The organism is Taklimakanibacter albus (genome assembly GCF_016595235.1).
In the GTDB taxonomy this organism is placed as follows: domain Bacteria; phylum Pseudomonadota; class Alphaproteobacteria; order Rhizobiales; family Aestuariivirgaceae; genus Taklimakanibacter; species Taklimakanibacter albus.
In genome coordinates this window covers 1,738,052-1,752,126 of sequence record NZ_JAENHL010000007.1, presented here as the reverse complement: position 1 = coordinate 1,752,126, position 14,075 = coordinate 1,738,052, and the positions used below count along the sequence as shown (strand labels likewise).

General features: G+C 62.3%; 14 protein-coding genes. 7 read left to right on the top strand and 7 right to left on the bottom strand.

Annotation, left to right across the window (positions count from 1 at the left end; translation table 11 throughout):
• Nucleotides 1-130 precede the first annotated feature (130 nt).
• The 4 genes from JHL16_RS19850 to JHL16_RS19835 form a co-directional block, all read right to left on the bottom strand.
• Complete coding sequence (locus tag JHL16_RS19850) at nucleotides 131-1,207, bottom strand: helix-turn-helix transcriptional regulator (RefSeq protein WP_200186571.1); 1,077 nt, start codon at nucleotides 1,205-1,207, stop codon at nucleotides 131-133.
• A complete protein-coding gene (locus JHL16_RS19845; protein WP_200186570.1) occupies nucleotides 1,204-2,286 on the bottom strand; it encodes a helix-turn-helix transcriptional regulator in 1,083 nt (360 codons plus the stop codon). Before JHL16_RS19845 ends, JHL16_RS19850 begins: the two co-directional genes overlap by 4 nt.
• Nucleotides 2,283-3,191, bottom strand: a complete 909-nt coding sequence (locus JHL16_RS19840) for a helix-turn-helix transcriptional regulator (RefSeq protein WP_246770984.1) — start codon at nucleotides 3,189-3,191, stop codon at nucleotides 2,283-2,285. Before JHL16_RS19840 ends, JHL16_RS19845 begins: the two co-directional genes overlap by 4 nt.
• Before the next feature lie 300 nt (nucleotides 3,192-3,491).
• The gene (locus JHL16_RS19835) at nucleotides 3,492-4,082 is read right to left on the bottom strand and encodes a CGNR zinc finger domain-containing protein (RefSeq protein ID WP_200186568.1); all 591 of its coding nucleotides are present in this window, start codon (nucleotides 4,080-4,082) and stop codon (nucleotides 3,492-3,494) included.
• A gap of 88 nt (nucleotides 4,083-4,170) precedes the next feature.
• On the opposite strand from JHL16_RS19835, the gene hutG reads away from it, so the two are divergent.
• The gene (gene hutG, locus JHL16_RS19830; protein ID WP_200186567.1) at nucleotides 4,171-4,959 is read left to right on the top strand and encodes an N-formylglutamate deformylase; all 789 of its coding nucleotides are present in this window, start codon (nucleotides 4,171-4,173) and stop codon (nucleotides 4,957-4,959) included.
• Between the two features lie 61 nt (nucleotides 4,960-5,020).
• On the opposite strand, the gene JHL16_RS19825 is transcribed toward hutG, so the two are convergent.
• Genes JHL16_RS19825 through cysD form a run of 3 tightly spaced genes read right to left on the bottom strand, consistent with a single transcriptional unit; the run spans nucleotide 5,021 to nucleotide 8,870 of the window.
• The gene (locus JHL16_RS19825; protein ID WP_200186566.1) at nucleotides 5,021-6,028 is read right to left on the bottom strand and encodes an ornithine cyclodeaminase family protein; all 1,008 of its coding nucleotides are present in this window, start codon (nucleotides 6,026-6,028) and stop codon (nucleotides 5,021-5,023) included.
• On the bottom strand, nucleotides 6,025-7,962 hold the full coding sequence (gene cysN, locus JHL16_RS19820) for a sulfate adenylyltransferase subunit CysN (protein ID WP_200186565.1): 1,938 nt from the start codon (nucleotides 7,960-7,962) through the stop codon (nucleotides 6,025-6,027). The genes JHL16_RS19825 and cysN overlap by 4 nt, the downstream gene beginning before the upstream one ends.
• Entirely contained in the window at nucleotides 7,962-8,870 is a 909-nt protein-coding gene (gene cysD / locus JHL16_RS19815) for a sulfate adenylyltransferase subunit CysD (protein WP_200186564.1), read from the bottom strand. Before cysD ends, cysN begins: the two co-directional genes overlap by 1 nt.
• Nucleotides 8,871-8,981: 111 nt before the next feature.
• Here cysD and JHL16_RS19810 point away from each other — a divergent pair, with 111 nt between their 5' ends.
• The 6 genes from JHL16_RS19810 (at nucleotide 8,982) to JHL16_RS19785 (ending at nucleotide 14,071) form a co-directional block, all read left to right on the top strand.
• Nucleotides 8,982-9,647: a helix-turn-helix domain-containing protein gene (locus JHL16_RS19810; protein WP_200186563.1), complete on the top strand. Its 666-nt coding sequence runs from the start codon at nucleotides 8,982-8,984 to the stop codon at nucleotides 9,645-9,647.
• Nucleotides 9,648-9,649: 2 nt separating this feature from the next.
• Nucleotides 9,650-10,417, top strand: coding sequence for a hypothetical protein (locus JHL16_RS19805; protein WP_200186562.1), 768 nt, complete (start codon nucleotides 9,650-9,652; stop codon nucleotides 10,415-10,417).
• Nucleotides 10,418-10,515: 98 nt separating this feature from the next.
• Nucleotides 10,516-11,415 (top strand): class II glutamine amidotransferase, encoded by a 900-nt coding sequence (locus JHL16_RS19800; RefSeq protein WP_200186561.1) that lies wholly within the window; start codon nucleotides 10,516-10,518, stop codon nucleotides 11,413-11,415.
• A gap of 46 nt (nucleotides 11,416-11,461) precedes the next feature.
• Nucleotides 11,462-12,145, top strand: a complete 684-nt coding sequence (locus tag JHL16_RS19795; RefSeq protein ID WP_200187198.1) for a GltB/FmdC/FwdC-like GXGXG domain-containing protein — start codon at nucleotides 11,462-11,464, stop codon at nucleotides 12,143-12,145.
• Nucleotides 12,146-12,152: 7 nt separating this feature from the next.
• Entirely contained in the window at nucleotides 12,153-13,481 is a 1,329-nt protein-coding gene (locus tag JHL16_RS19790; protein ID WP_137858962.1) for an FMN-binding glutamate synthase family protein, read from the top strand.
• Nucleotides 13,482-13,603: 122 nt separating this feature from the next.
• Nucleotides 13,604-14,071: an OsmC family protein gene (locus JHL16_RS19785; RefSeq protein WP_200186560.1), complete on the top strand. Its 468-nt coding sequence runs from the start codon at nucleotides 13,604-13,606 to the stop codon at nucleotides 14,069-14,071.
• Nucleotides 14,072-14,075 lie beyond the last annotated feature (4 nt).

The window sequence follows — 14,075 nt, the reverse complement described above, 5'->3', positions numbered from 1 at the left end:
TCGTCGCCCGCCCGGTTCGCATCGATTCAGGCCCGATGCAGGAAAAGTGCCGGGAAAATCCGGGGCCGCCTATCACCATATGATGCTAAAATGAGCGGCAGCCGTGCGAAGCCTCAAATCGATGAAGCGCTCAGGAGCGAATCGGGTGCGCCGACTTCAGCAGCGCGACGAGCTGGCTTTGCTGGTTGGTGCCGGTCTTGCGAAAAACGCGGTTGAGATAGGTGCGCACGGTCGAGAACTGCAGTCCCGCCTCGGCGGCCGCGGCCTTCAGGCTGAGACCCTTGGCGAGGGCGGCCGCGAGGCTCACTTCCGCCGGTGTCAGATCGAACAGGCCGGTCAATATCGTTGGCGACGGCACCAGCGTGCTGGCGCTGATCGTCGTCGCCACGATGAGCAGATCGCCGCCCGAGAACAAGTCATGCGCATCCCGTTTGAGTGGCAGGACATGCATCACCATAGGTGGAGTCCCTGTATTCTGGAGCGGTATCGAGCGTGGAACACGCGTGCCGCTCGAGGCCTGGAGCGCCAATTGCAACAAGCGATTGCTCTCAGGATTGGCGAGCGCAACGCGCCCGAAGGCCGTTGGCACGAAACTCACTTTCTCCCGGTCGAACAAGGAATTGGTGATCCTTACGTGGCCGTTTGTCGTGAGAACAGCGGCCGGAAGCCCCATCACGGCCATGGTATCGACAGCGCCGCGGGCGCGCTCGATCCCCAGGCGCGCCGCCGCGAGGCCGGCCCGTGCCATGTCGGGCCTGAGGCGACCGAGCAACGCAAAATGCTCCGGCCCGTAGCCTCCATCCTCCAGCCCGCGCTGGAATGAGAAGTGGACGCTCTCACCGCTCGGCATGGGAATAATCGTGCGGGCGCTCGCGCCGAGACCATGGGCACGCAAGCGGATGCGCAGCGGGTCGTTTCGAATTTCTTCCGGCGCCATGGAATTGTCGAGATCGATGAATTTCGCCGACTGCAAGGCGCTTACGTGTGATGAGTGAGCGGAGCGCCGCATCCTCTCGTTGGAAAGAAACTCCTCCATCAAGTCCTGCAGCGCAGGAATGGTCGTTCCACGGACGGGCAGGCCATCCGCGAACAGAACGATCGCGCCGCACTTCGATCCCGCCGCGTCGGCAATCCCGGCGAGAATGGCGGGCCACTTCTCGGGGATGAAGGCAGCTTCGTAGGTCGCGTCGATGAGTTCTGCGATCATGGATTCAAACCCTGGAAGGGATGCGCCGACTTCAGCAGCGCGACCAGCTGGCTTTGCTGGTTGGTTCCGGTCTTGCGGAATATACGGTTGAGATAGGTGCGCACGGTCGAGACCTGCAAACCGGCCTCGGCCGCCGCCGCTTTCAGGCTCAGCCCCTTGGCGAGCGCGGTCGCAAGACTCACTTCCGCCTGTGTAAAATCGAAGAGGCCCGTCAATATGGTCGGCGACGGGACCAGATTGCTGGCGCTGATCGTCGTCGCCACGATGAGAAGATCGCCGCCTGAGAACAAGTCATGCGCGTCCCGTTTGAGCGGCAGGACATGCACCACCATGGCCGGCGCCGCTGCATTCTGGAGCGGTATCGAGCGGACGTGAGTGCCGCTCGAATTCTGCAGCGCCAGCTGCAGCAAGCGATTGCCATCGGGATTGGCGAGCGCGACGCGCCCGAAGGCCGTCGGCACGAAGAGCGCATTCTCCTGATCAAACAACGTGTTGCTGACCTTGACGCGGCCGTTCGCCGCGAGAACAGCGGCCGGAAGTCCCATCGTGGCCAGGGCATTGACCGTGCCATGGGCGTGCTCCAGCCCTAAGCGCGTCGCCGCCAGGCCGGCCCGCGCCATGTCCGGCCGCAGGCGATCGAGCAGCGCAAAATGCTCCGGCTGGTAGCCTCCGTCCTCCAGCCCGCGCTGGAATACAAAATGGATGATCTCACCGCCCGGCATGGGAATAATCGCGCGGGCACTCGCGCCGAGCCCGCGGGCGCGCAATTGGATGCGTATCGGGTCGTCCCTTATCTCTTCGGATTTCTTGAAACTGTCGACATCGATGAAACTCGCCGGCTGCACGGTGCTCATGCATGATGTGGAAGCGGAGAGCCGCAACGTCTCGTCGGAAACAAATTCGTCCATCAAGTCTTGCAGCGACGGAATAGTCGTTCCGCGGACGGGCTGGCCATCGGCAAACAGAACGAGCCCGCCGCTCTTCGAGGCTGCCGCTTCGGCAATCCCGGCGAGAATGGCAGGCCATTTCTCGGGGATGAAGGCGGCTTCGTAGATCGCGTCGATGAGTTCTGCTATCATGGCCTCAAGCCCTGGAATGGATGGGTCGACTTCAGCAGCGCGACGAGCTGGCTTTGCTGGTTGGTTCCAGTCTTGCGAAATATGCGGCTGAGATAGGTGCGCACGGTCGAGAATTGCAAACCCGCCTCGGCCGCCGCGGCCGCCAGGTTCAGCCCCTTGGCGAGCGCGGTCGCGAGCCCCACCTCTGCCGGCGTCAGATCGAACAGGCCCGTCAATATGGTCGGCGACGGAACCAGCGCGCTGGCGCTGATCGCTGTCGCCACGATGAGAAGATCGCCGCCTGAGAACAGGTCGTGCGCGTCCCGTTTGAGCGGCAGAACATGCACCACCATGGCCGCCGCCGCTGCATTCTGGAGCGGTATCGAGCGCGGGACATGCGTGCCGCTCGTGGCCTGCAGCGCCAGCTGAAACAAGCGATTGCTCTCCGGATTGGCGAGGGCAACGCGCCCGAAGGCCGTCGGCACGAAAAGCGTATGCTCCCGGTCAAACAACGCGTTGGTGATCTTGACGCGGCCGTTCGCCGCGAGAACGGCGGCCGGAAGTCCCATCATGGCCAGGGCATCGACGGCGCCGCGGGCATGCTCCAGCCCCAGGCGCGCGGCCGCCAGGCTGGCCCGCGCCAAATCGGGCCGCAAGCGGTCGAGAATGGTGAAATGCTCGTCGCGGTAACTTCCATCGTCCTGACCGCGCTGGAAAACAAACATGGCCATCTCACCGCTCGGCATGGGGATTGCCGTACAGGCATGGGCGCCAAGGCCCAGGGCCCGCAACCGTATTCGTATCGGGTCGTCCCTGATCTCCGCTGGAGTCATGAAACTGTCGACATCGACGAAGCTTGCCGGCCGTATGGTGTTCATGCGCGTGGCGGCGGTGGAAAGCCTCACATCGGCCAGAACCTCATCCATCAGAGACTGCAAAGGCGCTATGGCCTTGCCGCGATTGGGTTGGCCATCCGCGAACACAAAAAGCGCCCCTCCCTTCGAGGCAGCCGCAGCCGTGACCCGCGCGAGTGCTACGGACCATTTTTCCGGAATAAATGCCGCTTCGTAAAGTTCGTCGATGAGTTCTGATACCATGGGCCGGGCGCCGTCTCCCGTTTGTCGTTCCCTCAGGCAAGCGTCGCTTAAAACTACAACAATTCACTCCGAAGTTGAAGCTTTTGGCAGGAGGCGAGATTCTTGCGGATCAGGAGCGGCTGCTGCGCATTAAGATTTATGACGTTTGCGGAAGAGAGCCACATTGTAACGCGTGGCGCAGCGCTTGCTGCAGAAGCGCTGGCGGCCGGGTTTTGAGTGATCGGCGAAGAACTCCTCGCAAGGCGGCGCCTCGCATTGATGCAGCCGCTTGGGGCCGAGCTCGGCGATGAGATCGGCAAGGCCGCGCGTCACCACCGCCTCGACATGCTGGGTGGCTTTCAGCTGCGGCGACGGCACGAAGACGACGCGGAAGGACGTCTCGGCCTGGACGGGCTTGGCGATCCACGGCCAATGAGCGAGCTTGTGGTCGAGATAGAGCGTGAGGTCGGCCATCGTCATCTCGTCCGCCACGAAGCGGCGCAGCATGGCGCGCAGGTCATCGCGATAGAGCTGCAGGCTTCTGGCCAATTTGCCCCAATCGAGGTCCCAGTCGAGCTCGCACCATTCGCTCAGGAAGACGCGCGCATATTCAGGATTGGCGAAGAGATCGGGGACGGCGCGCACCGGGTCGTAGCTGTTGACGAAGGCCAAGGCAAAGGCTGCGGGATCGCGGTCCCCGCGCAGCTGGGCCGGACCATGAAGTGCGATGCCTTGTTCCATCTTCTCGTGCAATCCACCTCTGGCGCCAGTATAGAAGCCGCCTGTTATTCGTCTACCGCTTTGTCCAGTTGCAGATTAGGTTCCTTCCATGACCCGACTCTTCGATCTCCGCCCCGGTGATGGTCCGCTGATCTTCTCGGTGCCGCATGCCGGCACCGATGTCCCGGCTGACATCGCAGGCCGCCTGACGCCCCATGCGGCGACACTTCCCGACACCGACTGGCATGTCGAGCAGCTCTATGATTTCGCGGCCGAGCTCGGCGCCGGCATGATGCGCGCCAATGTCAGCCGCTATGTGATCGATCTCAACCGGCCGCCCCTGGACGAAAGCCTCTATCCGGGCCAGGCGACGACCGGCCTCTGCCCGCCGATCGAATTCGACGGCACGCCGATCTATCGGGACGGCAAGGAAGTCTCCGCCGACGAAGTGGCGCGTCGGCGCGAGGTCTATTGGCAGCCTTATCATGACGGGCTCGCCGCCGAGATCGCGCGGGTGAAGGCGCGCCATGGTTATGCGCTGCTCTTTGATTGCCATTCGATCGCCTCGCGCGTGCCGCGGCTCTTCCCGGGCCGGCTTCCCGATCTCAATCTCGGCACGGTCAAAGGCGAAAGCTGCGCGCCCGGCGTTCAGGCCGCGATCGAGAAGGTCATGCAGGAAAGCGGTCTCACGCAGATCTCGAATGGCCGCTTCATCGGGGGCTTCATCACGCGCCACTATGGCAAGCCCGATGAGAATGTACATGCGGTGCAGATGGAGAAAGGGCAGGACTGCCATCTGATGGATGACGGCTCCAACCGGCTCGATCCCGCCAAAGTGGCGAAGCTCAAGCCGGTGCTGCGCCGCATCGCCGAAGCGATGCTCGCCTGGCGGTCATAATGCACTCTCTTGTTGCCGTCTTGCCGGCTTTTGCCGGGATGACGGATTGTAGGGGTGTCAGTTACGCGTAATCGAGCGTCTGGCCGAGGCCGAGTTTCCTGGCCTTCTCCAGCATCGCGGCGCCCAGCGCGATGTCGGAAAGCGACAGGCCGCGATGCCAGAACAGGATCGTCTCGTCGTCACGCTCGCGGCCCGGCTTCTTGCCCGCGATGATCTCGCAGAGCTCGCCATGGACGGTTTCCTCGCTGACGAGGCCGGCATCGATATGCGGACGCAGTGCCCCGAATTTGCCGGCGCGGAACTGGCTGAAATCATCGATGACGATCTTGTCCATGATCGACATCATGGAAAGCTCCAAGGCGCTCACCGTGCCATAGGGAATGACGCAGGCGCCCTTTTTGATCCAGGACGTCTTGAAGATCTCCTCACGCGCTTCGAGGCGCGAGGCTTCGACCATGATGTCGGCGCCTGCGAGGCAGCTTTGCCAGTCTTCGGTGACGATGATCTTTTTACCGAGGTCGCGCTCAAGCGTTTGCGCAAAGGCCTCGCGGCTTTCCTTGCGGCGTGAATGGACGCGGATCTCGTCGAAATCGAAATAATGATCGAGCAGGCGGACATTCCAATAGGACGTGCCGCGGGCGCCGACATGGCCGAGGATCTTCGACTCTTTTCGCGCCAGGCGGCGGGCGCCGAGCGCCGTCAAGGCGCCGGTGCGCATTTCGGTGATGGCGGTGGCATCGAGAATGGCGACCGGCATGCCGGTCCGGGGATCGAAGAGATTGAGAAGGGCCATCTCGGAGGGCAGGCCCTTCTGCCAGTTGTCGACATAATCGCCGACGATCTTGACGCCGGCGAGCGACAACGGCGCCACATAACCGCGCAGCACGTTGAAATGGCCGCGAAAGGCGGGATCGGGCGTCAGATGCATGCGCGGCTCGATCACCGTCTGGCCCTGGCCCTGCGCCAGGAGTCCGCCTTCGACGGCGGCCAGGATCTCGCCATCCGTCATGGCGAGACGGGCGATATCGGGCCCGTTCAGCCAGGTGAAGCGGATGGCGGCAGCCGTCATTGGAAGCCCGGCGGGTCGATGACCGGAATGTCGGGGGTGAGCCGGCCGCTGCGGGTCAGATGCGTGATGATCGCCTGAGCCGCTTCCTCGGGCGACATCTTCGTCGTGTCGAGGCGGAGCTCAGGCTTCTCCGGCACTTCGTAATCGGAATCGATGCCGGTGAAGTTCTTGATCTCGCCACGCCGCGCCTTGGCATAAAGGCCTTTCACGTCGCGGGTTTCGGCGACGGCGAGCGGCGTGTCGACGAAGATCTCGACGAATTCCCCCTGGCCCACCAGCTCGCGCGCCATCAGCCGCTCCGAGCGGAAGGGCGAGATGAAGGAGACGAGGACGAGGAGGCCGGCATCGACCATCAGCTTCGACACTTCGGCGACGCGGCGGATATTCTCGACGCGGTCGGCATCGGTGAAGCCCAGATCCTTATTGAGGCCGTGGCGCACATTGTCGCCGTCCAACAGATAGGTCATGTGGCCGGCGGCATGGAGGCGCTTCTCGACCATATTGGCGATGGTCGACTTGCCGGAGCCGGAGAGACCGGTGAACCACAGAATTGTCGGCTTCTGGCCGGCCTTGGCGGCGCGCGACGCCTTGTGCACGTCCATCGCCTGCCAATGAATGTTGGAGGCGCGACGCAGCGCGAAATTGATCAGCCCCATGCCGACCGTATTGTTGGAGAAGCGGTCGATGACGATGAAGCTGCCGAGATGACGGTTCTCGCCATAGGGGGCAAAGGGAATGCCGCGGTCGAGATCGATATTGACGATGCCGATCTCGTTGAGGCTCAGCGTCTTCGCTGCCACATGTTCGAGCGTGTTGACATTGACCTTGTATTTCGGCGCCTCGAAGGTGCCGGGAATGGTGAGAGATCCCACCTTGATGAGATAGGGGCGGCCGGGCAGCATCTCCTCGTCGTCCATCCACAAGATGCGGGTTTCGAATTTGTCGGCGACGGTCAATGGCGAGGTCGCGGCACAGATGACGTCGCCGCGGCTGATGTCGATCTCGTCCTCGAGTGTCAGCGTCACCGCCTGGCCGGCAATGGCCTCGGTGAGATCGCCGTCATGAGTCACGATGCGCTCGACCTTCGAGGTGCGCCCCGAGGGTACGGCGCGGATCTCATCGCCGGGTTTCACGATGCCGGAGACGACATTGCCGGAAAAGCCGCGGAAAGCCTGGTTCGGCCGGTTGACCCATTGCACCGGCAGCCGGAAGGCGCCGTCAGTCGATTCACGGCCGACAGGCACGCCTTCGAGATGCGCCATCAAGGTCGGCCCGTGATACCAGGTCATGATCTCGGACGGGTCGATGACATTGTCGCCTTTGAGCGCCGAAAGCGGAATGCAGGTGAAATCCTCGAGGCCGAGATTCTTGGCGAAGGCGCGGTAATCCGCCTCGATCGCCTCGAAGACGTCGCGGCGATATTCCATCAGGTCCATCTTGTTGACGGCGACCACGATGTTCTTGATGCCGAGCAAAGTGGCGATGAAGGAGTGGCGGCGCGTCTGGGTGAGCACGCCTTTGCGCGCATCGATCAGGATGATGGCGAGATCCGCGGTCGAGGCGCCGGTCGCCATATTGCGGGTATATTGCTCATGGCCCGGCGTGTCGGCGACGATGAATTTGCGCTTGTCGGTGGTGAAGGCGCGATAGGCGACATCGATGGTGATGCCCTGTTCGCGCTCGGCCGACAGACCGTCGACGAGAAGGGCGAAATCGAGCGCGCCGCCTTGCGTGCCGACGCGCTTCGAGTCCGCTTCGAGCGCTGAAAGCTGGTCCTCGAACAGCATCTTGGCTTCATAGAGAAGCCGGCCGATCAAGGTGGACTTGCCGTCATCGACACTGCCGCAGGTGATGAAGCGCAGGAGATCCTTCTCTTCCTGCGAACGCAGATAGGCTTCGACGTCGCCGCCCTGGAATTCGATGAAGCGTGACATCAGAAATATCCCTCCTGCTTCTTCTTCTCCATCGAGGCGGCCTGGTCCTTGTCGATGACGCGGCCCTGGCGCTCGGACGAGGTGGTCACCAGCATTTCCTGGATGATGTCGAGCAATGTCGCGGCGCTCGATTCGATGGCGCCGGTCAAGGGATAACAACCAAGCGTGCGGAAGCGGATCAGCTTCATCTCCGGCGTCTCGCCCTGATGCAGCGGCATGCGGTCATCGTCGACCATGATCATCTGGCCGTCGCGCATGACGATCGGGCGTTCCTTGGCGAAATAAAGCGGCACGATCGGAATCTTCTCGAGGAAGATATATTGCCAGATGTCGAGCTCGGTCCAGTTGGAGAGCGGGAAGACGCGGATCGACTCGCCCTTGTTCTTGCGGGCATTGTAGATGTTCCACAATTCCGGGCGCTGGTTTTTCGGATCCCAGCGATGGCGTGAATCGCGGAAGGAGAAGATACGCTCCTTGGCGCGCGATTTTTCCTCGTCGCGGCGGGCTCCGCCGAACGCGGCGTCGAAGCCATATTTGTCGAGCGCCTGTTTCAGCGCATCGGTCTTCATGATCTGGGTGTGCAGCGCCGAGCCGTGATCGAAGGGATTGACCTTCTTGGCGAGGCCGTCGGGATTGATATGGACGATGAGGTCGAGGCCGAGCTTGGCGACCGTCTCGTCCCGGAAGCTGATCATGTCGCGGAACTTCCAGGTCGTGTCGACATGCATGAGCGGGAAGGGCGGCTTCGAGGGATAGAAGGCCTTCATGGCGAGATGCAGCATGACGGCCGAGTCCTTGCCGATCGAATAGAGCATCACGGGATTTTCACATTCGGCCGCGACCTCGCGGATGATGTGGATGCTCTCGGCTTCCAGCCGCTCAAGGTGGGTCAGCTTTCTGGAGGACATTCTTTATCTCACGGAATGGGGGCCTGCTTATGGCTCTTGTGCACCGCAAACTCAAGCTTCTGTTGAGCTTGGGTTCCCCGCGCCCTATGAAGGCTCACCAGGAGGTAAACCTTGGACAGATCAAGTAGCGCGCGGGCGAAAAAATCCCGGCGGGAGGCGAAATCCCTCCCGTATCAGGAACCGCATCAGACGGCACCAGGCCCGCATAAGCTGCTCGAAGAGTCGATTGGACGCGAGGTCAAGCGCTTCCGCGAGAAGCTCGGCCTGACGATCAGCGAGGTCGCCAAGGCGGCCGACATGTCGGCGGGCATGTTGTCCAAGATCGAGAACGGCGCGACGTCGCCGTCGCTCGGATCCCTCCAGGCCCTGTCACGTGCTTTGCATGTGCCGGTCACCGCTTTGTTCCGCGGCTACGAGGAGCTTCGGGACGCAACTTTTGTCAAGGCAGGTCAAGGACTTACCATCGAAAGGCGGGGCACGCGGGCGGGCCATCAATATCAGCTCCTGGGCCACAGCCCGCATGGGCCGGTGATGGTCGAGCCCTATATGATCACGCTCACCGCCCAGTCGGACGTCTTTCCGACCTTCCAGCATGCCGGCGTCGAGTTCCTCTATATGCTGGAGGGCGAGGTGGTCTACCGGCATGGCGACAAGACCTATGACATGCTGCCGGGCGATGCTTTGTTCTTCGACGCCGACGCGCCGCACGGGCCGGAAGAACTGCGCAAGCTTCCCATACGGTATCTTTCCGTGATCTGCTATCGCCGCGACGAATAGGCATGAAGCTCATTCGTCTTCTGGCCCTGTGTCTGGGGATCGCCGGCAGCGTGATCTTCACCGGCGCTTTCGCCGCCTCCTGGACCAGCGAACATTTCATCGGCGAGACGGCGCGCGAGGTCATACGCTATCGGGTGGCCCAGGAAATGAACGCGAAAGTCGACGCGCTCGGCGCCGAATTCCTGGTGGACAAGGCCAAGATCCTGTTCAAGGAAAAGGCGCGGGAGATTGAGCTCTTGAAGCTCGCGCTCAAGTCGAAGCTGCCCGAGATTGTCACCGGAATCGCCAATCAGATGACCGATCCCAGATGCCCGTGCCGCAAATGGACGCCGGAGCCGGTGCGCAATGTCCTTCTGGCCATGCTGGCCGACGCCACCCAGATCCAGGACCGGCTGGCCGGTCTGATCAAGACGAAATATCTGGAAGTCGAGGCCCAGCTGACGCGGGAATACCGCATCTTCACCGGCACCAATGCACTGGCCTTTATTCTTCTGACGGTCGCGGTGCTGGTCCGGCGCCGGGCCGGGCTGCATTTCCTCCCCGTGGGCCTCATCTTGCTGCTGGCGACGGGGGTGACGAGCTATTTCTACCTGTTCAACCAGAACTGGCTGCATACGATCGTGTTCGGCGACTATGTCGGCTTTGCCTATTCCGCCTATCTCGGCTTCGTCTTCGCCGCTCTTGGTGACATTCTGCTCAACCGTGCACGGGTCACGACCGCGGTGCTGGATGTCGTTCTGGCGCCTTTTACCGCGATCAGCCCCTGTTGACGTCATTCCTGTGGGGAAAAAATTATTCCCCCCAGTTGCAAGTTCTGCGGACCGCTGATACATGAGCGGGGAACCTCACCTGAACGGGAGACTTTGCCATGTGCGGTATTGTCGGCCTCTATCTGAAGAACCCCAAATTGCAGCCGAAGCTCGGCCAGCTGTTCAAGCCCATGCTCATCGAGATGACGAGCCGCGGCCCCGATTCAGCCGGCGTCGCTATCTATCGCAACCCGGCGAAGAAGGGCTTCACCAAATTCTCGCTCGCCCATGACGATGCGAAATTCGGCTGGAAGAAACTGGCCGCGGCGCTGAAAAGCGCGACCAAGAAGCAGGTCAGCGTCCAGCAGATCGGCAATCACGCCATCGTCACCACCAACGCCAAGGAAGAGGCGGTGACGTCGTGGCTCAAAGCGCATCACCCCGATGTGCGCGTGGTGGGCTCAGGGCAAGCGATCGAGATTTTCAAGGAAACCGGCCTGCCCGAGAAGGTCTATGAGAAGTTCGATCTCGGCAAAGCCAAGGGCAGCCACATCATCGGCCATACCCGCATGGCGACGGAAAGTGCGGTAACCACCGCGGGCTCGCATCCTTTCGCGACCGGCGCCGATCTCTGCCTCGTCCATAACGGGTCACTGTCGAACCACAATCGCCTGCGCGAAAATCTCAAGCGCGAAGGCCTCGAATTCCAGACCGAAAACGACACCGAGGTCGCCGCCGCCTATATGACCTGGAAGCTGCGCCAGGGCTCTTCTCTCAAAGAGACGCTCGAAGCCGGCATCAAGGATCTCGACGGCTTCTACACCTTCTGCGTCGGCACGCATGACGGCTTCGCCGTGGTGCGCGACCCGATCGCCTGCAAGCATGCCATTCTCGCCGAGACCGATGACTGGGTGGCCATGGCGACCGAATTCCGCGCCATCGCGCATCTGCCCGGCGCCGACAAGGCGAAGATCTGGGAACCGGCGCCGCAGACGATCTACAACTGGGGTGGTCACTGACATGGCTCCGCGTAACGCGCTGGCGAGAAAATCCAACGAGCAGCACATGATTGAAATCGATCTCGAAAAAGAAGGCGTGCGGGGCGTCAATTCACGCCTTCATACGCTTCCGAAGGACACCAATGAGCGGCATTGGCTGATCAGGAATCCGATGGGCCAGCATGCCATCGCCTGCGGCCTCGATGCGCCGATCACGGTGGAGGTCGGCGGCCATGCCGGCTTCTATTGCGGCGGCATGAACAAGCAGGCCGAGATTTTGATCCACGGCCATGCCGGACCTGGCGTCGCCGAGAATATGATGTCGGGCATCGTGCGCGTCGACGGCAATGCCAGCCAGTCGGCCGGCGCCACCGGCAATGGCGGCCTTCTCGTCATCAAGGGTGATGCGGCGTCACGTTGCGGCATCTCGATGAAGGGCATCGACATCGTTGTCGGCGGCTCGGTCGGCCATATGTCGGCTTTCATGGCGCAACGCGGCCATCTGGTCGTGTGCGGCGATGCCGGCGAGGCGCTGGGCGACTCCATCTACGAGGCCCGCCTCTATGTGCGCGGCAAGGTCGACAGCCTCGGCGCCGACTGCATCGAGAAGAAGATGACCGACCATCATCTGGCCAAGCTCGCCCGCCTTCTCGACAAGGCCGAGATCAAGGCCAATCCGAAGGACTTCCGCCGCTTCGGTTCGGCGCGCAAGCTCTATAATTTCAACATCGATCACGCCGACGCATACTGAGGCCATCATGGATCCCAATACGCCGCGTACCACGCCCCGCAAATCGGCAACCTTCGACGACTATACGCTGTCGGAAATCCGCCGCGCCGCCACCACCGGCATCTATGACATCCGCGGCGCCGGCGCCAAGCGCAAGCTGCCGCATTTCGACGACCTGCTGTTTCTCGGCGCCTCGATCTCGCGCTATCCGCTCGAAGGCTATCGCGAGAAATGCGGCACCAATGTCGTGCTCGGCACCCGCTTCGCCAAGAAGCCGATCGAGCTGAAAATTCCGATCACCATCGCCGGCATGAGCTTCGGCTCGCTCTCGGCGCAGGCCAAGGAAGCGCTCGGCAATGGCGCGACGATCGCCGGCACCTCGACGACGACCGGCGACGGCGGCATGACGCCGGAAGAGCGCGGTCATTCGAAGACGCTGGTCTATCAGTATCTCCCGTCGCGCTATGGCATGAATCCGGACGATCTGCGCCGGGCGGATGCGATCGAGGTCGTGGTCGGCCAGGGCGCCAAGCCGGGTGGCGGCGGCATGCTGCTCGGCCAGAAGATCTCCGACCGCGTGGCGCAGATGCGCTGCCTGCCCAAGGGCATCGACCAGCGCTCGGCCTGCCGGCATCCCGACTGGACCGGTCCCGACGATCTCGAGATTAAGCTGCATGAACTGCGCGAGATCACCAATTGGGAGAAGCCGATCTATATCAAGGTCGGCGGCGCCAGGCCCTATTACGACACCGCGCTCGCGGTGAAATCCGGCGCCGATGTCGTCGTGGTCGACGGCATGCAGGGCGGCACCGCGGCGACGCAGGAAGTCTTCATCGAGCATGTCGGCCAGCCGACGCTCGCCTGTATCCGCCCCGCCGTGCAGGCGCTGCAGGATCTCGGCATGCATCGCAAGGTGCAGCTCATCGTGTCGGGCGGTATCCGCAACGGCGCCGATGTGGCGAAGGCTCTGGCGCTCGGCGCCGATGCCGTGTCGATCGGCACCGCGGCGCTGGTGGCGCTCGGCGACAACGATCCGCATCTCGAGGAGGAATATCAGAAGCTCGGCACCACCGCCGGCGCCTATGACGACTGGCATGAGGGGCGCGATCCCGCCGGCATCACCACGCAGAATCCCGAGCTCGCCAAAAGGCTCGATCCCAAGATTGCGGGGCGTCGTCTTGCCAACTATCTGAAAGTCATGACGCTCGAAGCGCAGACCATCGCGCGCGCCTGCGGCAAGAATCATGTGCATAATCTGGAGCCGGAAGATCTGGTGGCGCTCACCGTCGAAGCGGCGGCGATGGCGCAAGTGCCGCTCGCCGGCACCAGCTGGATTCCGGGCAAGGGCGGCTATTGATGAGGGATGACCTCCTCATGAGCGGAGGGTGAGAAATGGCCATGGACCTTGCCGCCTTTCCGATCTTCACCGGCGCGTTTCCCGTGGACAGCGCCGCGGTTGTCATGGCAACGAGGTAAGACATGGCCCATCTCCATACCGCCCGCGTTCTGTGGGAAAGCAACACCCCGGACTTCGTCAAGAACACCTATTCGCGCGCCCATCACTGGTCCTTCGATGGCGGCCAGACGGTGCTCGCCTCATCCTCGCCGAGCGTGGTCAGGGTGCCGTTCTCCGATCCCGCCGGCATCGATCCCGAAGAAGCGCTGGTGGCGGCGATCTCGAGCTGCCACATGCTGACCTTCCTCTATTACGCGGCCAAAGGCGGTTTCACGGTCGCCCGCTATGAGGACAATGCGGAAGGCCTGATGGGCAAGAACGCGCACGGGCGGATCGCCATCACGCGCTGCACCTTGAAGCCCAATGTCACTTTCACCGGCAAGGCGCCGACGCGGGCCGAGCTCGATCATCTGCATCACGTGGCGCATGAGGAATGCTTCATCGCCAATTCCGTCACGACAGAAATCATCTGCGAACCGCAGAATGTATAACTAG

Coding starts and splice junctions, on each gene's coding strand:
- JHL16_RS19845 (WP_200186570.1), bottom strand. CDS start 2,286: ATGATAGCAGAACTCATCGACGCGATCTACGAAGCCGCCTTCATCCCC.
- cysN (WP_200186565.1), bottom strand. CDS start 7,962: ATGTCACGCTTCATCGAATTCCAGGGCGGCGACGTCGAAGCCTATCTG.
- JHL16_RS19805 (WP_200186562.1), top strand. CDS start 9,650: ATGAAGCTCATTCGTCTTCTGGCCCTGTGTCTGGGGATCGCCGGCAGC.
- JHL16_RS19835 (WP_200186568.1), bottom strand. CDS start 4,082: ATGGAACAAGGCATCGCACTTCATGGTCCGGCCCAGCTGCGCGGGGAC.
- hutG (WP_200186567.1), top strand. CDS start 4,171: ATGACCCGACTCTTCGATCTCCGCCCCGGTGATGGTCCGCTGATCTTC.
- JHL16_RS19840 (WP_246770984.1), bottom strand. CDS start 3,191: ATGGATGAGGTTCTGGCCGATGTGAGGCTTTCCACCGCCGCCACGCGC.
- JHL16_RS19850 (WP_200186571.1), bottom strand. CDS start 1,207: ATGATCGCAGAACTCATCGACGCGACCTACGAAGCTGCCTTCATCCCC.
- JHL16_RS19785 (WP_200186560.1), top strand. CDS start 13,604: ATGGCCCATCTCCATACCGCCCGCGTTCTGTGGGAAAGCAACACCCCG.
- JHL16_RS19790 (WP_137858962.1), top strand. CDS start 12,153: ATGGATCCCAATACGCCGCGTACCACGCCCCGCAAATCGGCAACCTTC.
- JHL16_RS19800 (WP_200186561.1), top strand. CDS start 10,516: ATGTGCGGTATTGTCGGCCTCTATCTGAAGAACCCCAAATTGCAGCCG.
- JHL16_RS19795 (WP_200187198.1), top strand. CDS start 11,462: ATGATTGAAATCGATCTCGAAAAAGAAGGCGTGCGGGGCGTCAATTCA.
- JHL16_RS19825 (WP_200186566.1), bottom strand. CDS start 6,028: ATGACGGCTGCCGCCATCCGCTTCACCTGGCTGAACGGGCCCGATATC.
- cysD (WP_200186564.1), bottom strand. CDS start 8,870: ATGTCCTCCAGAAAGCTGACCCACCTTGAGCGGCTGGAAGCCGAGAGC.